The organism is Achromobacter sp. UBA2119 (assembly GCF_002331005.1).
GTDB lineage: Bacteria > Pseudomonadota > Gammaproteobacteria > Burkholderiales > Burkholderiaceae_B > Achromobacter > Achromobacter animicus.
The window spans coordinates 164419-183841 of sequence record NZ_DCYD01000009.1; the positions used below are offsets into that span (position 1 = coordinate 164419).

Annotated in this window: 24 protein-coding genes and 1 tRNA gene; 8 read left to right on the plus strand and 17 right to left on the minus strand. The window is 65.3% G+C overall.

What is annotated here, in order from left to right:
• Positions 1-151: 151 nt before the first annotated feature.
• From B3098_RS05965 to B3098_RS05975, 3 genes are all read right to left on the minus strand, one after another.
• Positions 152-496: a hypothetical protein gene (locus tag B3098_RS05965; protein ID WP_175124648.1), complete on the minus strand. Its 345-nt coding sequence runs from the start codon at positions 494-496 to the stop codon at positions 152-154.
• 226 nt (positions 497-722) lie between these two features.
• Positions 723-799: transfer RNA gene (locus B3098_RS05970), tRNA-Met, on the minus strand.
• 20 nt (positions 800-819) lie between these two features.
• Entirely contained in the window at positions 820-1200 is a 381-nt protein-coding gene (locus B3098_RS05975; protein WP_279973053.1) for a hypothetical protein, read from the minus strand.
• A gap of 169 nt (positions 1201-1369) precedes the next feature.
• On the opposite strand from B3098_RS05975, the gene B3098_RS05980 reads away from it, so the two are divergent.
• Together B3098_RS05980 and B3098_RS05985 are read left to right on the plus strand one after the other, a co-directional pair.
• A complete protein-coding gene (locus B3098_RS05980) occupies positions 1370-2809 on the plus strand; it encodes a PLP-dependent aminotransferase family protein (RefSeq protein WP_286892942.1) in 1440 nt (479 codons plus the stop codon).
• Positions 2806-3369 (plus strand): DedA family protein, encoded by a 564-nt coding sequence (locus B3098_RS05985; protein ID WP_279973054.1) that lies wholly within the window; start codon positions 2806-2808, stop codon positions 3367-3369. Before B3098_RS05980 ends, B3098_RS05985 begins: the two co-directional genes overlap by 4 nt.
• 12 nt (positions 3370-3381) lie before the next feature.
• Here the strand turns inward: B3098_RS05985 and B3098_RS05990 are convergent, their stop codons facing one another.
• Together B3098_RS05990 and B3098_RS05995 are read right to left on the minus strand one after the other, a co-directional pair.
• On the minus strand, positions 3382-3612 hold the full coding sequence (locus B3098_RS05990) for a hypothetical protein (protein ID WP_224776755.1): 231 nt from the start codon (positions 3610-3612) through the stop codon (positions 3382-3384).
• 226 nt (positions 3613-3838) lie between these two features.
• Positions 3839-4084: a hypothetical protein gene (locus tag B3098_RS05995; RefSeq protein WP_056567399.1), complete on the minus strand. Its 246-nt coding sequence runs from the start codon at positions 4082-4084 to the stop codon at positions 3839-3841.
• A 205-nt stretch (positions 4085-4289) separates the two neighbouring features.
• Here B3098_RS05995 and B3098_RS06000 point away from each other — a divergent pair, with 205 nt between their 5' ends.
• The 5 genes from B3098_RS06000 to B3098_RS06020 all read left to right on the plus strand — a co-directional run bounded on the left by B3098_RS06000 (position 4290) and on the right by B3098_RS06020 (position 7939).
• Positions 4290-4895: a hypothetical protein gene (locus tag B3098_RS06000; RefSeq protein ID WP_279973055.1), complete on the plus strand. Its 606-nt coding sequence runs from the start codon at positions 4290-4292 to the stop codon at positions 4893-4895.
• A 79-nt stretch (positions 4896-4974) separates the two neighbouring features.
• Positions 4975-5433: an Lrp/AsnC family transcriptional regulator gene (locus B3098_RS06005; protein ID WP_175124655.1), complete on the plus strand. Its 459-nt coding sequence runs from the start codon at positions 4975-4977 to the stop codon at positions 5431-5433.
• Positions 5434-5515: 82 nt separating this feature from the next.
• Entirely contained in the window at positions 5516-5824 is a 309-nt protein-coding gene (locus tag B3098_RS06010; protein ID WP_175138789.1) for a hypothetical protein, read from the plus strand.
• An 18-nt stretch (positions 5825-5842) separates the two neighbouring features.
• On the plus strand, positions 5843-6823 hold the full coding sequence (pdxA, locus tag B3098_RS06015; protein WP_286892951.1) for a 4-hydroxythreonine-4-phosphate dehydrogenase PdxA: 981 nt from the start codon (positions 5843-5845) through the stop codon (positions 6821-6823).
• 138 nt (positions 6824-6961) lie between these two features.
• Positions 6962-7939, plus strand: a complete 978-nt coding sequence (locus B3098_RS06020) for a bile acid:sodium symporter family protein (protein WP_175184354.1) — start codon at positions 6962-6964, stop codon at positions 7937-7939.
• 63 nt (positions 7940-8002) lie between these two features.
• Here the strand turns inward: B3098_RS06020 and B3098_RS06025 are convergent, their stop codons facing one another.
• From B3098_RS06025 to B3098_RS06080, 12 genes are all read right to left on the minus strand, one after another.
• Positions 8003-9385 (minus strand): replicative DNA helicase, encoded by a 1383-nt coding sequence (locus tag B3098_RS06025; RefSeq protein ID WP_056322477.1) that lies wholly within the window; start codon positions 9383-9385, stop codon positions 8003-8005.
• On the minus strand, positions 9382-10221 hold the full coding sequence (locus tag B3098_RS06030) for an RIO1 family regulatory kinase/ATPase (protein WP_175124659.1): 840 nt from the start codon (positions 10219-10221) through the stop codon (positions 9382-9384). Before B3098_RS06030 ends, B3098_RS06025 begins: the two co-directional genes overlap by 4 nt.
• 131 nt (positions 10222-10352) lie before the next feature.
• On the minus strand, positions 10353-10808 hold the full coding sequence (gene rplI / locus B3098_RS06035) for a 50S ribosomal protein L9 (RefSeq protein WP_175124660.1): 456 nt from the start codon (positions 10806-10808) through the stop codon (positions 10353-10355).
• 14 nt (positions 10809-10822) lie between these two features.
• Entirely contained in the window at positions 10823-11095 is a 273-nt protein-coding gene (rpsR, locus tag B3098_RS06040; protein ID WP_006218308.1) for a 30S ribosomal protein S18, read from the minus strand.
• A 99-nt stretch (positions 11096-11194) separates the two neighbouring features.
• On the minus strand, positions 11195-11518 hold the full coding sequence (priB, locus tag B3098_RS06045) for a primosomal replication protein N (protein WP_175124661.1): 324 nt from the start codon (positions 11516-11518) through the stop codon (positions 11195-11197).
• A 50-nt stretch (positions 11519-11568) separates the two neighbouring features.
• The gene (gene rpsF / locus B3098_RS06050) at positions 11569-11943 is read right to left on the minus strand and encodes a 30S ribosomal protein S6 (RefSeq protein ID WP_056322467.1); all 375 of its coding nucleotides are present in this window, start codon (positions 11941-11943) and stop codon (positions 11569-11571) included.
• A 186-nt stretch (positions 11944-12129) separates the two neighbouring features.
• Positions 12130-13053 carry a DUF817 domain-containing protein gene (locus B3098_RS06055; protein ID WP_175138793.1) on the minus strand — a complete coding sequence of 308 codons (924 nt, stop codon included), beginning with the start codon at positions 13051-13053 and terminating at the stop codon, positions 12130-12132.
• A 6-nt stretch (positions 13054-13059) separates the two neighbouring features.
• Entirely contained in the window at positions 13060-13857 is a 798-nt protein-coding gene (folE2, locus tag B3098_RS06060; protein WP_175124663.1) for a GTP cyclohydrolase FolE2, read from the minus strand.
• A gap of 209 nt (positions 13858-14066) precedes the next feature.
• On the minus strand, positions 14067-15929 hold the full coding sequence (gene dxs, locus B3098_RS06065) for a 1-deoxy-D-xylulose-5-phosphate synthase (protein WP_218345111.1): 1863 nt from the start codon (positions 15927-15929) through the stop codon (positions 14067-14069).
• A gap of 54 nt (positions 15930-15983) precedes the next feature.
• Positions 15984-16895, minus strand: a complete 912-nt coding sequence (locus tag B3098_RS06070; protein ID WP_286893012.1) for a polyprenyl synthetase family protein — start codon at positions 16893-16895, stop codon at positions 15984-15986.
• Between the two features lie 7 nt (positions 16896-16902).
• Positions 16903-17169, minus strand: coding sequence for an exodeoxyribonuclease VII small subunit (locus tag B3098_RS06075; RefSeq protein WP_056567431.1), 267 nt, complete (start codon positions 17167-17169; stop codon positions 16903-16905).
• An 82-nt stretch (positions 17170-17251) separates the two neighbouring features.
• The gene (locus B3098_RS06080) at positions 17252-18106 is read right to left on the minus strand and encodes an IclR family transcriptional regulator (protein WP_286893017.1); all 855 of its coding nucleotides are present in this window, start codon (positions 18104-18106) and stop codon (positions 17252-17254) included.
• Between the two features lie 168 nt (positions 18107-18274).
• On the opposite strand from B3098_RS06080, the gene B3098_RS06085 reads away from it, so the two are divergent.
• Positions 18275-19243, plus strand: a complete 969-nt coding sequence (locus B3098_RS06085) for a Bug family tripartite tricarboxylate transporter substrate binding protein (protein WP_175124668.1) — start codon at positions 18275-18277, stop codon at positions 19241-19243.
• Positions 19244-19423 lie beyond the last annotated feature (180 nt).

Below are 19423 nucleotides of genomic sequence, written 5' to 3' on the forward strand. Positions count from 1 at the left end.
GCGTTCCATTGTCCCGAATCGCTCGCAGCGGCCATTTCTTGACCGCAGACGCCAAGCCTATGTTTTTGCTGGAAAAATCCAATATACGCAGCAGCTATCCCAAGGGTTTTCCACAATCCCTGTGGGTAACTGCCGCGTTCTGGGGATGGCGTCAGGCGCGCTCGGCTGCGTGCATGGGGCCGGACCAGGGCTCGGCATCGAGCTGGAAACGCAGTTCCTGGTACTCGCCGTCGACCGCGACGCTGCGCAGCAGGCCGGCATCTAGCGCCTGACCCAGCGCGCGGCGGCATAGGGTTTCGGGATCGTCCGGCAGCGACTGGAACACGCCGTCGGGGATGCGCAGCCTCAGCAAGGCAGAGGGATCGCCGCGGTCGGCCGGACGGCCGATATGGATGTGGGCGGGATACCCGTGCGGGCACCAGATGCCCACGTGGTACTTGCCCTCAGCGCCCGTATCAGCAACGTAGCCGGGATGATCGTATTTTGCGGTTCCCATGGACACTCCTTCTGTGCGGCAATGTAGCGCGCGTGGCCCATGGTAGCGCAGGGTTGCGGCCGTGTGCGGCCGCGGACACCCGGGAAACTCCGGACCCGACCCGCGCGTGACCCAGCGCAATCGCCAGGCGAAAAAAAAAGCCGCGACACTGTCGCGGCCTTTTTCACTGCGGTCTTGCCGGGTGCACTTGAAACGCGCCGCCGGGAGACCGGGTACTGCTTGAAACTGGTTGCGGGGGCAGGATTTGAACCTACGACCTTCGGGTTATGAGCCCGACGAGCTGCCAGACTGCTCCACCCCGCGTCTGATGTGTGAATCATACATCATTTTGAAATCTTGTGCAGCGCACCCACGTGAATGTTTCCGTTTTTCGACAGAAAACCGCGAAAAACATTGGCGACGTGGCGCAGGACAGTGTCAAGTCGCCCGGTGCAATTCAGGCAGATCACCTGCGCACTATCCAGCGCGGTGAGGCGCACCGCGCCGCCGTAGGACACCCCGTGAACCTCGCCCGCGTTGAGCCGGGCCGGTACGACGCGATGCAGGCCGCCTGCGGCTTCCAGGCCGCTTGCCGCTTCCTCAACGCGCACGCTGCCTTCGACGCAGACAACGGCAGCGCCTGCGCGCAGGACGAAACTCCGGCTGGCGCCGGCGGGTAGTTCCAGGCGAAGGCCTGGCGAGGCGGGGTCGGAATGCGGGGTCATGATGATCTCCAAAAGGACCATCACAGGCTACGCGCGCCCTGCTTTGCGCAACAGCCACAAAAATCGGCTTTCTGTACCGATGCAGAGGGTCGATTTTGTGGCTGTTATGGTGTACTTTGCCTGCATCTGTGCCTACCCACCGTCCAACCCCGGGGAGCAAGATCGGCGCATGGAACCTCAACCGCTGTACCTACGCCTGGCCAATCACTACCGGCGCGCCATCCAGACGGGCGTGCTGGCCCCCGCCCAGCGCATGCCCTCGGTCCGCACGCTGGTGCGCACCCATCATGTCAGCCTATCCACGGCGCTGCAGGCCTGCCGCCAGCTCGAGGACGATGGCCTGATCGAGGCCCGTCCCCGCTCCGGCTACTTCGTGCTGAAACCTCGCCGCAACAGCATTCCGCCCGTGGCCGAGCCGGACATCCGCCAGACCCTGGGCGCGGCGCAGTATGTCGGCATCCACGACCGGGTTTCGGACTTCATCGCCAAATGTGAAGCGCACCGGGTCAGCGCCAACTTTGCGCTGGCCGCGGCGGTGCCCCAGGCTTATCCCATGGAGGCGCTCAAGCAGGCGATGACGCGCGCGCTGCGGCAGTCGCCCGAGGTGCTGGTCAGCCCGGTACCGCCCCAGGGGCATCCTGACCTGCGCGGCGTGCTGGCCCGTCGCGCGCTGGCCAACGGCATCAACGCCACGCCGGACGACGTCATCGTCACGCATGGCTGTATCGAGGCCCTGAATCTGGCGCTGCGTGCCGTAGCCCGGCCGGGCGACACCATCGCCGTGGAATCGCCCGCCTACTTCGGTCTGCTGCAGATCCTGGAAAGCCTCGGCATGCGCGCGCTCGAGATTCCCACCAGCCCCCAGCACGGGCTGTCGATCGAAGCGCTGGACCTGGCCTTCCAGACGCACGGCAATATCCGCGCCGTCGTCGTTGTGCCGAACTTCCAGAATCCGCTCGGTTGCGTCATGCCCGACGCGCACAAGGCGCGGCTGGTGGCGCTGTGCGAGCGCCAGCAGGTGCCGCTCATTGAAGACGACACATACGGCGCACTGACCGACGACGACACCCCGCTGGCCGCGGCGAAATCCTGGGACGCCACGGGCAACGTCATCTATTGTTCGTCGATGCACAAGACGCTGGCCCCCGGCATGCGGCTGGGCTGGCTGCTGGGCGGCCGGTGGAAAGCCCGGATCGCCATGCTGAAGTTCGCGCAAAGCCGGCCCAACGAACCACTGGCGCAGATCGCCGTGGCGGAGTACATGGGCTCGCGCGCCTACGATCGCCATCTGGCCCGGCTGCGTCGAGAACTGAAGACGCAGCGCGACCTGACCGCCGAGGCCATCGCCGCGCATTTTCCGCGGGGCACGCGGCTGAGCGTGCCGCAAGGCGGGATGCTGCTCTGGGTGGAAATGCCCGAGGGCGTGTCGGGCATGGACGTCTTCGAGGCCGGGCTGTGGCAAGGGATACGCGTGGCGCCCGGCGCGATGTTCTCCAATGGCGCCCGCTACAACCACTTCCTGCGCATCAGTTGCGGACAACGCATCACGCCGGAGATCTCGCACGCACTGGTGACGCTCGCGCGCATCGTGGAAGAAAGGACAGCATGAACGCGGAACTGCATCAATTCATCGCGGACTATGGCCTGTGGGCCGTGCTGGGCGGGACCTTCCTGGAAGGCGAAAGCGTGGTGGTGTTTGCGGGATTCCTGGCGCACCAGGGATTGTTCCATCTGCCCTACGTCATGCTCTGCGCGTTTGCCGGCTCGTTCATGGCGGATCAACTGCTGTTCCTGCTGGGCCGCCGCTACCGCGACCATCGCTACGTGCAGCGCATCCGCGCCAAGCCGGCGTTCGGCAAGGCGTTGGCGGCCATCGACCGATATCCCAACGGATTCATACTGGCGCTGCGCTTTCTGTATGGGTTGCGTACGGTGGGGCCGGTTGCCGTGGGCGTGTCCACGGTGCCGGCCCTGCGCTACCTGGTGCTGAACGCCATCGCCGCCATGATCTGGGCGCTCTGCTTCAGCCTGCTGGGATTCGTGTTCGGCCGGACCATCGAAGCGCTGCTGGGACGCCTGCACGGCGTGGAAACCAAGCTGGCCGTGGCAGTAGCGCTCGGCGTGCTGGTGTGGCTGGCCTATCAGGTTTACGCGCGCCGCCGCAAATAGCGGCGGGCGCGTTCAGAACACCAGTTTGCCGTTTGCGCGCTGCACATGGCGGCGGCGCGCGTTGCGGTACAGCATGCCGATGATGGGCAGCTTTGCAAGGCGGCGCAGGATCGGGTGACGCTGGTCGAAGTCGTGCCAGGCCTTGAAGCCATGGCCCATGCGCTCCCAGCTCTCCCTCGCCTCGGGGGAAAGCTTGCCGGGGTCAAATGCCGCCAGCTTTGCCGCTTCCGAAACGCGCGCCACGAGGGCGCGGTTCCGGCTTTCCAATGAATACTGATTCCGCATGGGGCCGCATATTACCCGGGCTTGGCCTGCCGTGGCGGCGCGCCGGTTGCGCGTTGCTTCGGCGCAATGGCGCCGCTTTTGACCGCCCCGCGCAAGCCGTTGTAATTGAAGGAGTTTGTGAATCTATGCCCGCGCTATCCCAAGGCTTGTCCACAGAACCTGTGGGTAACTGCGGCCGGGCGCATCACTTCAGGGCGGTCAGGACCATGTCACGCACGCTTTCGAAACCCGCGACGTATTGCGGATTCTCGGAACGCGCCAGCAGGCCGGAGTAATTCTGCTCCAGTTGCGCCTCGATGGCCTCGCGCAGGCCCGGCGAATTCTTCGCCAGATGCAGCATCGAGAGCAGCGTGGTATTGAGCGCGTCGATGCGCCCACCCTGATGCGAGATGGTGTGCACGACAACGGCGATCTGTTCCTGGATGTCCATGATGTAAGCCTCCTGGCGATGAAATCTGGCGCGAATCCTAGCATGGTGGCCGGGCGCGCCAGGGCTGACAGCAAGTGGCGCGCCTCCCCTGCCGCGGCTAGGCAAGCACCGGACGCGGCGCTAGCATGAAGCGTAGCCGCAAGAGGCACCGCGGCGCACGCCGCCGGCGCTGTCTCCGGGCGCCCGGCTCAACCGGAGCGCGCACATGAAAACAATCCAGAACTATGTCCCGCCAAGCGCCCAGTCGCTGCAACGGCTGCAGGACAGGCTGGGCTATCCCGACAGCAGAATGGCCGAGCTGGCCGGACTGGACGCCTCGACACCCTGGCCCGGTTATGTGGGCGGGCCGGAACCGCGCACGCTGGGCCGGCAGCGGCTGTTCTACATGATGGCCCGTCTGACGCTGGAAGAACCGGAATGGCAACGCGTGCTGGCCGCCATGCGTGAGGCCGGCGCGCACTTCGATTGCCAGGATCCGCACGGCGATGGCGCGGCGCCGCCGCCCGAACCGATGGCGGACGAAGAGCGCAAGTTCGGCATGCTGCTGGTCAGCCGCAACGGCTCGTTCCACGAAATGGAGCAACTGCGCGAGTTCGCCCATTTTGCGCACGAATCGGATGTCAGCCGCTTCGTGCACAGCGCGTTCTATGACAGCGACATCGACCTGTGCCGTTTCAGCTTTGCGGACCACGACGGCCTGGACGCCGCCAGCCGGGACCGCATCTTCGATGCCGCGCACAAGACCATCACGCGCTTCGAGTTCGACGGCCGCATCTATCACGGCGGCATTCCGCCCGAGTCCGACGGGTAGCGGCGCCGCATTGACGCGGGCAGGCAGGCGCCTGTACCGTCGCCACTTCGCCTTCCTGCTCAACGCCATCGCTCATCGCATGAACGAACGACTCGACGCCATCGACCGGCAACTGCTGAGCCTCCTGCAGGCCAATGCGCGCGAACCCGCCGCCATCCTCGCGCGCAAGCTCGGGCTGGCGCGCACCACCGTGGTGGCGCGCATCGCGCGGCTGGAACGTGAAAGCATCGTTTCCGGCTACGGCGTGCGCCTGGGCCGGCTGCTCGAAGAGGCGGCGGTGCGCGCCTATTGCTTCATCAGCGTGCTGCCCAAGACGCCGGCCGCCGTGATCCGTGAACTGGAGCGGATGCCGGAGGTCGAGGAAGTGTCCTCGGTCAGCGGTCCCTACGACTACCTGATCTTCCTGCGCTGCGAGACCCACGAACAACTGGACGCGCTGCTGGACCGTATCGGACTCATCGACGGCGTGAAGCAGACGCAGACCTCGATCGTGCTCAGCCGCAAGGTTGATCGGCGCAGCGCGGTTGCCGCTCCCTGAGCCGCCGCGCGCCCCTCGCGCGTCTTTCCGGCGGACGCCACATGGTGGTGTAATGGGGCCTGTCGCGAATCCTGGATTTTTCATGCTTGCTCGCCTTGCCCCTGCCGCCGCCCTCCTCGTCCTGTTGACCGCGTGTTCCAGCATGAGCGAGGTCACGTCCGTCAACAAGGACCAATACAGCGTCACCTATAGTTCCGGCACGCAATTGCTGAGCTGGGTCGAGATCAAGAACCAGGCATTGCAGCGCGCCGACCAGCACTGCCAGTCGCTTGGCCGCAAGCTGGTCAAGCCCAGCGTGACGTCCAACCACGCCACCGGGCTGGGTTCCAAGCGCGCCACGGTCACGTTCGAATGCGCGCCCATCGATCCTCCCAAGAACACCGCTCAGTAAGCGCCCACGGCCACCATCGTGAACACTCTCCTGCCTGTGGGCATCACCATGGGCGATGCCGCCGGCATCGGTCCCGAAATCGTCGTCAAGGCCTGTGCGCACGGATTGGGCGCGCCCTGTGTGGTGTATGGCGATGCTGGTGCGCTGCGCCGCGCGGCGACGCAATTGGGCGCCCGCCTGGATATCACCGAGATCGCGGACATCAGCCAGGCCCGGCCGGACGCGGCTGGCATCCAGGTGGTGGCCTGCAGCCCCCCCCTGCCCGTGGGCCTGCCGCTGGGTAAAGTCAGCGCCCTGGCGGGCCGCGGCGCCTACGATTATGTGTGCGCGGCCATCGACGACGCGCTTGCCGGACACATCCGCGCCATCGTGACCGCCCCGCTGAACAAGAAGTCCATGCACGAGGCCGGCATCGACTATCCGGGCCACACCGAAATCCTGGCGGACCGCTCCGGCACGCAGGACTTTGCGATGATGCTGGCCAACAATGAGCTGCGCGTGCTGCTCGTGACCATCCACGTCGCATTGGCCGACGTCATGGCGCGCATCACGCCCCAGGCCGAATTGACCGCGATGCGGCTTGCGGACCGCGCCTGCCGCCAGATGGGCATCGCGCAGCCGCGCGTCGCCGTCGCGGGTCTGAATCCGCATGCGGGCGAAGGCGGCAAGTTCGGCCGCGAAGACATGGACATCATCGAACCGGCCATCGCTGCCGCCCGCGCGGAAGGCATCGATGCCAGCGGCCCCTGGCCGGGCGATACCGTCTTCATGCGCGCCCGCCGCGGAGAGTTCGACATCGTGGTGGCGCAGTACCACGACCAGGGCCTCATCCCGGTGAAGTATCTGGGCCTGGACCACGGCGTGAACGTCACCGTCGGCCTGCCGTTCGTGCGCACCAGCGTGGACCACGGCACCGCATTCGACATCGCCGGCCAGGGCGTGGCCGACCACGCGTCGCTGGTGGAAGCGTTCGATCTGGCGCTGGCGATGACGCCTTGAGCGCGTAAAGATCCGCAGACTGCCTCAGCGCGCGGACGCTTGCGGCCATCTCGCGATGGGTCCGCGACGGTGCGGGTCTACAATACGCCCCGTTTCCGGCGCCCCGCGCCGCCGCTTTTCCGTTCTTCCTCCCTTCCCATGTCCCGCCTCGTTCGACTTCTGCCCGACCGCTTCACCCTCTACCTGATCTGCACCGTCATCATCGCCAGCTTCCTGCCCGCCCATGGGCAAGGCGTGGTGGTGTTCGGCTGGATTACCAACGTGGCCGTCGGCCTGCTGTTCTTCCTGCACGGGGCGCGCCTTTCGCGCGAGGCCATCATCGCCGGCCTTACGCACTGGAAGCTGCATCTGACCATCTTCTCGGCCACGTTCCTGATGTTCCCGCTGCTGGGGCTGGCGCTGCAACCCGTGCTGGAGCCGCTGGTCACCCCGGAGCTTTACCTGGGCATCCTGTTCCTGTGCTGCCTGCCTGCCACCGTGCAATCGGCCATCGCGTTCACCTCCATGGCGCGCGGCAACGTGCCCGCCGCGGTGTGCAGCGCGTCGGCCTCCAGCCTGCTGGGCATCTTCCTCACGCCCCTGCTGGTCGGTACGGTCGTCGCCAACGCCGGCAGCGCGCCGATCTCGTTCGACGCCGTCGGCAAGATCATGCTGCAACTGCTCCTGCCGTTCGTGCTGGGCCAGTTCGCGCGGCGATGGATCGGCGCGTGGGTGCACAAGCGCAAGGCCATGCTGAAGTTCGTGGACCAGGGCTCGATCCTGCTGGTGGTCTACACGGCCTTCTCCGAGGCCATCAATGAAGGCCTGTGGAGCAGCACCCCGATTCCCGCGCTGGTCGGCCTGGTCGTGAGCTGCGGCGTGATCCTGGCGCTGGCGCTGGGCCTGTCCGCACTGGCCGGCCGCATCTTCGGCTTCAGCATCGAAGACCGCATCACGCTGCTCTTCTGCGGCTCGAAGAAAAGCTTGGCCAGCGGTATTCCGATGGCCCAGGTGCTGTTCGCCGGTCACGCCGTGGGTGCTGTGGTGCTGCCGCTGATGCTGTTCCACCAGATCCAGCTCATGGTCTGCGGCGTACTGGCGGCGCGCTACGGCAAGCGCCCCGACGCCACGCACTGATCGCCGTCTCGTAAAAAAACCGCGCTGCTGCGCGGTTTTTTTTTGATGTGGCGATGTGCGGAATCAGTACATGTCCCGCGGCTGCGCGCCGGAGAAGTTCAAAAAGCGTGTGCTGGAACCCTGGAACGTCAGGCGCACCGTGCCGATCGGGCCGTTACGCTGCTTGCCGATGATGATCTCGGCCGTGCCCTTGTCTGGCGAATCGGGGTTGTAGACCTCGTCGCGGTAAATGAAGAGGATCACGTCCGCATCCTGTTCGATTGCGCCCGATTCGCGCAGGTCGCTCATGACGGGGCGCTTGTTGGGACGCTGTTCCAGGCTTCGGTTGAGCTGCGACAGCGCGATCAGCGGGCAATTCAGTTCTTTGGCCAGACCCTTGAGCGAGCGGCTGATTTCCGACACTTCGGTGGCCCGGTTTTCGCCGGAACCGTTGCCGGACATGAGCTGCAGGTAGTCGATGATGATGAGGCCAAGCTGGCCGCACTGGCGCGCCAGACGACGCGCGCGGGCGCGCACTTCCATGGGACTGAGCGCCGGCGATTCGTCGATGTAGACCTGCGCATCCTGCATGAGCTGCACGGCGTGCGTGACGCGCGGCCAGTCTTCGGCGATCAGCTTGCCCGTACGCATGCGGTGCTGGTCCAGGAGTCCCACGGAACCCAGCATACGCATGGCGAGCTGCACCGCGCCCATTTCCATGGAGAACACCGCCACGGGCAGGCCCTCTTCGATGGCGACGTGCTCTCCGATGTTCATGGAGAACGAAGTCTTGCCCATGGACGGGCGGCCGGCCACGATGATCAGGTCGCCACCCTGCATGCCCGACGTCATCTTGTCCAGATCGGTGAAGCCCGTGGGCACGCCCGTCACGTCGGACGTGCTCTCGCGGTGGTAGAGCTCGTCAATGCGCTCGACCACCTGCGTCAGAAGCGGTTGGATCTCCTGGAAGCCGGCCGCGCCGCGCGCGCCTTCCTGGGCGATCTTGAACACCTTGGATTCGGCCTCGTCCAGCAGCTGGCGCGCTTCCTTGCCCTGCGGGTTCATGGCGGCCGACGAGATTTCGTCCGCGATCGACACCAGCTTGCGCAGCATCGCGCGCTCGCGCACGATCTCGCCGTACCGGCGGATGTTGGCGGCCGACGGCGTGTTGTGCGCCAGGGCATTCAGGTAAGCCAGCCCGCCGGACTCTTCGGCCTTGCCCGCGCTGACGAGGGACTCGTGCACGGTGATGACGTCGGCCGGGCGCGCCAGACCAATCAAGCGCGCAATGTGGTGCCAGATCAGCCGGTGGTCGTGACGGTAGAAGTCTTCTTCGAGAAGCACATCCGCGATACGGTCCCAGGCAGCGTTGTCCAGCAGCAGTCCGCCCAGGACCGACTGCTCCGCCTCGATGGAATGCGGGGGGACGCGCAGGTACTCGAGCTGGGAATCGGCGGGTGTGTTCATGGCTTCAATAGTAACGGCTGCAGGATATCCGCGACGCGGAAAAACCCTTGGATGTCGCGCGAGGGGAATCGGGCAAGGATGGGACGCAGCGGCATGGCGATGCCGCACAGCACGCGCGCCAGGCGCTTCAAGCGGGCCCTGACCTCGGGGTCGGGATTGCAGTCCAGGTAGACATCGAGGGCCAGCTTGCCCAGCGTGCGCGCATCTGCATCGCCCAACTTGCGCAGGGACACCAGCGAGGCCAGCATCTGGAACAGGTCATAGGCCTGCGCCAGCGGCCGCGACAGCGTCGCGCCGATGTTTTCCTCGAAGTCGATGCGCCAGATCTCGCCATCGCGCAGCGTAACGTTGCGGATCTGCGCCCCGCCATGCCACATGCCGCGGGCATGGAAAGCGGCCAGATCGGCCGCCGCGGCGCGCGCGAGCCACATGCGCGAGGTGGAGTCTTCGTTGCGGATGAGGTCCGCCAGGTCTTCCCCTACGAACTCCAGCACTAGCAGGTTTTGCTCCCGCCACCACACCTCGGGGACGCGCGACCCTGCTTCCAGCAACTGCGCCAGGCGCTGCCCTTCGTGGGCCAGACCATTGCGCAACAGCACGCTGGGACGCGGAAACTCGCCCAGGAAGACCTTGCAGCCCACGGCGAGGAACAAGGCGCGCACGTAGCGCAGCACATAGCTCACGCTCTGCAGGATGCCGGGCCGGCGCCGCTTGATGATGCAGCGCACGCCATCTATCGTCACATCCCGCACCGAAGGTTCACGCGACGCATCCACGCTGTCGAGCCAGGCTCTCAGGCCGGGCGGCGCGTTGTGATGGACAGGCGGATGAGTCAAGAGGTCCTCTGGAATGACAGCGTAAAACGAGGGTGCGTCGCCGCGCACCATTCAGCACGACATCGGCACAGGGCTGAAAAAAGAAAAAAAGCCGGCACGCGGGCCGGCTTCTTTTTACCGCGACTGCCGGATCAGGACAGTTCGCCTTCGACCAGAACCGTGATGTCGACCACGACGTCGGCGTGCAGGGCGACCTGGACCGGGTACTCGCCGATAGCCTTCAGTTGGCCATTGGGCAGACGCACTTGGGCCTTTTCGACGGCTTCGAACGAAGCCTTCTTCAGACCTTCGGCGATGTCGGCGTTGGTGACCGAACCGAACAGACGACCGTCAACGCCGGCCTTCTGAACGATCTTGAGCTGATAGCCGTTCAGGCGCTCGCCCAGGGCTTGGGAAGCGGCCAGCTTTTCAGCCTGGACCTTTTCCAGCTCGGCGCGGCGGGCTTCGAATTCCTTCAGGGCGGCGTCGGTTGCGCGACGGGCCTTCTTCTGGGGAATCAGGAAGTTGCGGGCGTAGCCATCACGCACACGCACGACTTCACCCAGGTTGCCCAGGTTGACGACTTTTTCGAGCAGAATAACTTGCATTTCAGTGCCCCGGATTAGTTGTGGTTGTCGGTGTAAGGCAACAGAGCCAGGAAGCGCGCGCGCTTGATGGCGGTGTCCAGCTGGCGCTGGTAGATTGCCTTGGTGCCGGTCAGGCGAGCCGGGATGATCTTGCCGTTTTCTTGCACGAAGTCGCGCAGGGTGTCCAGATCCTTGTAGTCGATCTCTTCGACGCCGGCTGCGGTGAAGCGGCAGAACTTACGACGCTTGAAGAGCGGGTTCTGCTGCGTGAATTTGCGTTTTTCTTTGCGTTTTCCGAAGAAAGCCATGATATGTGCCTTTATGTTTGAGGGGACTGGGTCAATGCCCACTTCCCCATAACCTATCCGAATTCAGAAGGCGCTCTCGCACCCTGTCTCTCATTGCCTTCAGGCCACCTGCGGATCGCGTCCAGCGCTTCCGCTGATCTTGCGCGCCTGCTGCAGATGCAGCTTGATCTTCACCGAGTCCTTGCGGGCGGGAGCCAAAAACCCCTGCACCAGCAATTCAGACCCTAAAGCGGTGTTTCTCAAGAGCAGCGCCAGATCTCCCAGTGCCACGGCGGAAATCGTCAGTTCGACACGGCGCGGGTGGCCGGCTTCGATGACTTCCGACTCGTGCGCCAGCAGCATTTCCAGCGCTGGCAAACCGGCGGGTGTGTGGCGCAAAGGCTCGCATTCGAGAACGCGGGCGCTGAGTTCCAGCTTGTTCATCCTGCCTGGTACCGAGGGGACTTGATGCAATGAGCTCTGCGTGAGCCTGATTACTCGGCCTGAGCCGGAGCAGCTTCCGCCGAAGCCTTGCGGGCTTCTTCGCGCTCGACCGACTTCATCATGATCGACGGGGTGGTCTGGGCCTTCTTGGTCTTGATGACCAGGTGGCGCAGCACGGCGTCGTTGTAGCGGAACGAGTGTTCCAGCTCATCCAGCGTGGCTTGGCCGCACTCGATGTTCAGGCAGACGTAGTGAGCCTTGACGAGCTTCTGGATCGGGTAGGCCAGTTGACGGCGGCCCCAGTCTTCCAGGCGATGGATCGAGCCGCCTTGGCCCGTGACCAGCGCTTGGTAACGCTCGACCATGGCGGGCACTTGCTCGCTTTGGTCGGGGTGAACAATAAACACTACTTCGTAGTGACGCATGAGTAAAACTCCTTGAGGATGTCTTGCTGGCCAAACGTCTTGCACCCGCGCTTTCCATCATGGGTGGATCAACATCGTTGACGTTTCGCCGCAAGGGGCAGCCCGCTACCCAAAAACCATGGGTGGTCGAGCAAGAAAGCTCTCGATTATCACCGATTGGGCGGTCGCTTGCAAGCCGGCGTAGGCTTAAGAAATAAGGGACGCGTTTCGGGCAGGTTCCTGCCCGCCAGTTGCAGGCAGGTCGGCGGCGGTGATCGCCCGCGGCCGGTTGACGGCACTGACCATGACGTAGCTGATGATCATGAGCAGGAACCAGGAACCCAGCTTGGCGATGGACACGGCCTGCCAGACCTGCGCCTGGTTGGGATAGCGCCACGCATTGGCGAAGGTGCCGATGTTTTCGGCAAACCAGATGAAAAGCGCCACCAGCACGAAGCCCAGCAGCAGCGGCATGCGCCGGTAGACCTGCCAGATCCGGAAATACACCCACGTGCGCGCGAACAGGACGGCGGTCATGGCGAACAGCGCCCATCGGAAGTCCATCACGTAATGGTGCGCGAAGAAGTTCACGTAGATCAGCACCGACAACACGGCGGTCGCGGCCAGCGGCGGATGCGCGCGAAAGCGGAAATCGAATAGCCGCCACACGCGTGCCAGGTAGCTGCCCACCGCGGCGTACATGAAGCCCGTGAAAAGCGGCACACCGCCGATGCGCAGCACGCTGGCCTCGGGATAGATCCACGAGCCGGCGGCGGTCTTGAAGATTTCCATGCAGGTGCCGACCACATGGAACATCAGGATCACGCGCGCTTCGCTCCAGGTTTCCATGCGCAGCGCGAGCAGCGCGGCCTGGATGCCGAGCGCGGCGAGCGTCAGGAAGTCGTAGCGCGCCAGCGCGGCATCCTTGGGATACCACCAGTGCGTGCCCAGCAGCAGCGCGCACATCAGGCCGCCGAACAGACACGCCCAGGCCTGCTTCACGCCGAAGCGGAAGAACTCGTAAAGCGCCACGCCAAAGCGGCCGCGGCTCGCCAGATTGCTGGCCAGCCGCGCTTCCCATTGCTGCAGGTCGGCGATGAGCGGCCAGTCGCTGGCCGCCGGGTGGCGCACGGGCGTTCAGCCTTCGACGACGGCGTAGGCCGAGTGGTTGTGAATCGACTCGAAGTTTTCGGCCTCGACGCGATAGCGCGCAATGCCGGGGTGCGCGTTCAGGCGGGCCGCCACGTCACGCACCAGGTCCTCGACGAACTTGGGATTGTCGTAGGCGCGTTCAGTGACGAACTTTTCGTCGGGGCGCTTGAGCAGGCCCCACAGTTCGCAAGAGCCTTCGTCTTCGATCAGACGGATCACGCCGTCCATCGAGATGTCTTCATTCAGGATGGCCGACACCGTAACGTGCGAACGCTGGTTGTGCGCGCCGTATTCGGAGATGGCCTTCGAACACGGGCACAGGCTGGTGACCGGCACCTGGACCACGAGCTCGAATTCGACGCGGTCGGCCTGCGCGCGCGCGATCCACTGGACCTCGTAATCCAGCAGGCTCTGCACGCCGGAGATCGGCGCGGACTTGTTGATGAAGTACGGGAACGATGCCGTGATGTCGCCGCGTTCGGCATGCAGCAGCGGCAGCATGTCGGCCGCCATGGTGCGGAACAGCGCCGGCGTCATGGCCGTGGTGCGGTATTTTTCGAGCAGGGCCACAAAGCGGGACATGTGCGTGCCCTTTTCTTCGGGCGGCAGGGCCACGGTCAGCGTCCAGCTGGCCACCGTGCCTTGCGCCGAGCCGTCGCCGCTCTGGACCAGCATGGGATGACGCACGCCGCGGATGCCAACGCGCTGGATCGGGATATGCCGCGTGTCGGTGGCGCTCTGGACGTCGGGCATCACGATGGCGGGGTCGATCGGAGAATTCATTTCGGCTTACCTGTCCGGGCCGGTCCGCCATGGCGCAACGTGCTGGCCCAGTTGTCTTGAGAAGGGGCTAATTATCGCCCAGCCACGCGCAATGAGAAGGGGTAACCCCACGGCGCCATGCGGGCGGGGCCGGAACAGTGTGTTTCATCCTTGCGTCCGAAGACGAATGTCCTCGGACGCAAAGATCAGCCGGAATCAGGCCGGCCGGATCACTTCAACAGGTCGGCGTAGCGCGTGCGGATCGACTGCTCGATGCCCGCGGCATCCAGGCCGAGCCCCACCAGCAGGGCCGATTGCTCGCCGTGGTCGATGAATTCATCCGGCAGGCCAAGCTGCAGCACCGGAATCAGCACGCCGGCGGCGCTCAGCACCTCGAGTACCGCGCTGCCTGCGCCGCCCATGATGCAGGCGTCTTCCAGGGTGACGAGCGCGTCGTGGCGGCTGGCCAGATCCAGGATCAGGTCGCGGTCGATCGGCTTGGCGAAGCGCATGTCGGCGACGGTGGCATCCAGCTTGCCGGCGGCGCCCAGCGCAGCCTGCACCAGCGTGCCAAAGCCCAGAATGGCGATTTTCTTGCCTTCGCGGCGGACGACGCCCTTGCCCAGTTCAACGGTATCGAGACTCTGACTTTCAGCCGCGCCGCAGCCCGCGCCGCGCGGGTAACGCACCGATGCCGGACCGGGGTGCTGATAACAGGTCGACAGAAGCAGGCGAGTTTCGTTTTCGTCGGAAGGCGTGGCCACCACCATATTCGGCACGCAGCGCAGGAAGGCGATGTCGTAATTGCCGGCGTGTGTGGCGCCGTCGGCGCCCACGATGCCGGCGCGGTCAAGCGCAAACGTGACGTCCAGGTTCTGCAGGGCGACGTCATGGATGAACTGATCGTAGCCGCGTTGCATGAAGGTGGAATAGATGGCGACGACCGGCTTCTGGCCTTCGCACGCCACGCCCGCGGCGAACGTGACGGCATGCTGTTCGGCAATGCCCACGTCGAAATACCGCTGCGGGAAGCGCTGTTCGAATTCGACCAGGCCGCTGCCTTCGCGCATGGCGGGCGTGACGGCCACAAGGCGCGCATCCTGCTGCGCCGTGTCGCACAGCCACGTGCCGAACACCTGCGTGAAGGTGCGCTTGCCCGGCGCCTTCGATTGCTGGATGCCGACCGCCGGATCGAACTTGCCGGGACCGTGATAAAGCACGGGATCGGCTTCGGCCAGCTTGTAGCCCTGGCCCTTGCGCGTGACGACGTGCAGGAACTGCAGGCCTTCGAGGGCTTTCAGGTTCTGCAGCGTGGGAACCAGCGCGTCCAGGTCATGGCCATCGATGGGGCCAACGTAGTTGAAGCCGAACTCTTCGAACAGCGTGGCGGGCGTGACCATGCCCTTGGCGTGCTCCTCGAAGCGGCGCGCCAGCTCAAGCACCGGCGGCACGTGCTGCAGCACCGCCCGCCCCACGTTCTTGGCCGTGGCGTAGAAGCGTCCGGACATCAGGCGCGCCAGATAGCGGTTCAGCGCCCCCACCGGCGGCGAGATCGACATGTCGTTGTCGTTCAGGATCACCAGCAGGTTGATGTCGGGCGTGACGCCCGCGTTGTTCATGGCCTCGAACGCCATGCCCGCGGACATGGCGCCGTCGCCGATCACGGCAATGTGCTGGCGCTGTTCGCCCGCATTGCGCGAGGCCACCGCCATGCCCAGGGCCGCGGAGATCGACGTGGACGAATGCGCGGTGCCGAAGGCGTCGTACTCGGATTCGCTGCGCTTCGGGAAGCCCGAAATGCCACCTTGCTGGCGCAGCTTGGCCATGCCGGCGCGGCGTCCCGTCAGGATCTTGTGTGGATAGGACTGATGACCCACGTCCCACACGATGCGGTCGTGCGGCGTGTCGAACACCTGGTGCAGCGCCAGCGTGAGTTCGACGGTGCCCAGGTTGGACGACAGGTGTCCGCCCGTTTTGGACACCGACTCCAGCACAAAGCCGCGCAGTTCATCGGCAAGCTTTTTCAGTTCGCGGCGATCCAGGCGCTTTAGGTCAGCCGGCGATTGAATACGGTCCAGTAAATCTGTCGTCATGCTTTTATGGGGTTCGTTGGCCCGGCCTACCAAGAAGGCCGGGCTGATCTCGGATCAGCGGTCTCGAAGAACGATGAAGTCGGCAAGCTGGGCCAGACGCGCGCCGGCGTCGCCCAGCGGCGCCAGGGCGGCCAGCGCCGCCACGCGCAGTTCCTCGGCAAACGCCCGGGCTTCGTCCAGGCCCAGCAGGGACACGTACGTAGGCTTGTTTTCGGCGGCGTCCTTGCCCGGTGTCTTGCCCAGGCTGGCGCTGTCCGCGGTGACGTCAAGAATATCGTCGACCACCTGGAACGCCAGGCCCATGGCCTGCGCGTAGGCGTCCAGCGCCTGGCGCGATGCCGAGCTGGCGCCCGCCACGATGCCGCCCAACGCCACGCTGCACGCCAGCATGGCGCCGGTCTTCATGCCGTGCATCATCTGCAGTTCATCGCGCGACAGCGAGCGGCCGACGCTGAACAGGTCGATCGCCTGCCCGCCTGCCATGCCCTGGCTGCCGGCCGAGCGGGCTAGCGACTGGGTGGCCTGGACGATCAACGCCGGGGCGATCGGCATGGACGCGATCAGTTCGAATGCCAGCGGCTGCAGCGCGTCGCCCGCCAGCATGGCGGTGGCTTCGTCGAACTGCACGTGCGTGGTGGGACGGCCACGGCGCAGCGTGTCGTCGTCCATGCAGGGCAGATCGTCGTGGATCAGCGAGTAGGCGTGGATCAGTTCGACGGCGGCGGCCGCGCGGTCCAGCGAGGCCTCGATGGCAAGCACGCTGCCGCTGACGGGGCAGGCCTGCCCGGCGGCATAGACCAGGGCGGCGCGCACGCGCTTGCCGCCGCCGAGCACGGCGTAGCGCATGGCTTCATGCAAGCGGGCAGGCGCCTGATCCGCCGAGGGAAGCAGGTCATCGAGCACGTCTTCGACGTGGCGCGCACGGCCTTGCAACCACTCGGAAAATGCGAGTTGAGTTTGCTTCATTGGTGTCTTATTCGTCGTCCAGCGCCGCGGGATCCAGCGGCCGCAGCAGGCCGCCTTCGAGGACCTTGACCTGCTGCTCGGCCTGCGCCAGGCGATCCTGGCACACCCGCGTGAGCGCCACGCCGCGCCGGTAGGCAGCCAGCGATTGCTCGAGCGGCAGCGATCCGTCTTCCATGGCCGCGACCAGTGATTCCAGTTCGGCCAGCGCCGTTTCGAAATCCTGGGGCAAGGGACGATCGTCGTTCTGCGGATCAGCTTGAGTGGGTTTGGCCAAACGGGCCTCCGGGGCACTTGGGGGTGGATTAATCCGTGAATTGTACGAGATAGCCAGGCGCGGCCCGGATGCGTCCCATGCCCTAGGCCTGCGTGCCCGCCAGGCCCGCCACCGCCGCCAGGAGCGCCGGGGCGACGTGATCCCGAAGATGCGAAGCCTCCAGCAAGCTGGCCGGCCCGCCGCAGCTCATGACGAAGACGCCTTCGCCCGTGATGGACGTGAACGGCACGGCCACGGCATTGATGCCGGATTGCCATTCGCCGATGGCGCAGCAGCAGCCGGCCTGCGCCAGTTCGGCGCGCGCCCGCGCGATGGCCTCGGGCGCCGGCGCCGCCTGGTCCAGGCGCGCGAGGACGGCGTCGCACTCGTCTTCGGGCAGGCTGGCCAGGTACGCACGCCCCATGGCGCTGTCCAGCGTGGCGCGATAGCCGACGGGCAGGCGCAGGTACAGCGCGGACGAGCCGTGGATCGCCTCGACATAGGTCATGGCGTCGCCGTCGAAAGCGCCCAGCGCCACCGCGCCGCCGGTCTCGCGCGCCAGATCGGTCATGGACGCCTTGGCCAGTTCGCGCACTTCCAGGCCGGCAAGCAGGCCGAATCCCAGCGCCAGCACGCCATAGCCGGGCGAATACTTGCCGGTGTCGGGGTGATAGCGCAGGTAACCCAGTTCCGTCAGCGTGTAGGTGATGCGGCTGATGGTGGGTTTGGGCAGGCCGGTCAGGCGCGCCAGATCCAGGTTGCCCAGCGCAGCCACGCCGTGGCGGAAGCAACGCAGCACATCCAGGCCGCGCGCCAGAGCCGTGATGAAGTCAGGGGAACTGGCGCCCTCGCCCGCGCCGGCGGCCCGCTTGCGGCGGGCGGGCAGGCTCAGTTCAAGCTTCTGGTCCGGCTTTGACGGCGGGAGGGTGATGCGCTTGGCGCCAGAAAACGGTTGCATTTATATACGCTTCGTTTTTATAGTTTATTTCGAAAGACAGAATTAAATTCCATATTACGGAATTTAAAACATCCAAGGAGACCTGGCAAGCGACGTCGTGAACGATATGCGCGTCAGCCAAGCCAGGCCCGGCGATCCACTCTGACCATGCGACTTCAAGGGGAAAACATGATTCGCAACAGCTTCAAACTGCTCGCCACCCTGGTGCTCAGCGCCGCCGCGCTGGGCGCCCAGGCCGATACGTATCCGTCCCGCCCGATCAAGGTGATCTCGCCCTTCCCGGCGGGCGGCGCCACCGACGTGCTGACGCGCGTCCTGGCCGAGCGGATGGCCAAGAACCTGGGCCAATCCATGATCGTGGAAAACAAGGCCGGCGCAGGCACGTCGATTGGGGCGGCCTATGTCTCACGCGAAGCGCCGGACGGCTACACCATCCTCATGGCCACCAACTCGACGCTGGTGACCAACCGCTATCTCTACAAGGAACTGCCCTACGACCCGGACAGCTTCGCCAAGATCGGCATGGTGGGCGTCGGCCCGCTGGTTCTGCTGTCCTCGCCCAAGCGGCCGTTCAACAGCACGCAGGACGTCGTTGCGTACGCCAAGCAGAATCCGGGCAAGCTGACGTTCGCAACCTTCGGCCCGGGCACGTCGTCGCACTTGGCCGGCGAACTCTTCAAGGAACGCGCCGGCATCGACATCCTGCACGTGCCCTTCAAGGGCGCGACGCAGGCCCTGCCCGCCCTGATCAGCGGCGACGTGGACCTGTTCTTCGACATGGTGGCGACCGGCATGCCGCAGGCTGACGCCGGCAAGGTCAAGGTCTTTGCGATCACGAGCCCCACGCGCCTGGCGACCGAGCCCAACGTGAGCACGCTGGCCGAGCAAGGCTATCCCGCGTTCGACATGACCGCGTGGTTCAGCTTCGTTGCCCCCAAGGGCACGCCGGCACCCGTTGTCGAGCGCCTGCAGGCCGCGCTGACCGAAACGCTGAAGGACGAAGCGGTGAAAAAGCGCCTGCTGGACATGGGCATCGACCCGCGTTCGGGCACGGCGGCCGAGCTGGACAAGCAGATCAAGACCGAGCAGCCCATCGTGTCGCAGCTCATCAAGCAGGCCAACATCGTCCTGCAGTAAGCCTGCCTTCATGCCGGTTTCGTGACAAAACGTTCGCGGAGTGCCGGCCCGCGACCGGTGTGCCCGCGGCCCTGCCGCGAGCATGCCTTTCCCCCCGACAGCGCCGTCACGGCCCTGTCGGTTTTTTACGCGCGGTCTAACCCCTGGATACAGAAATCGGCGTCACGTCGCTGCTAAGGT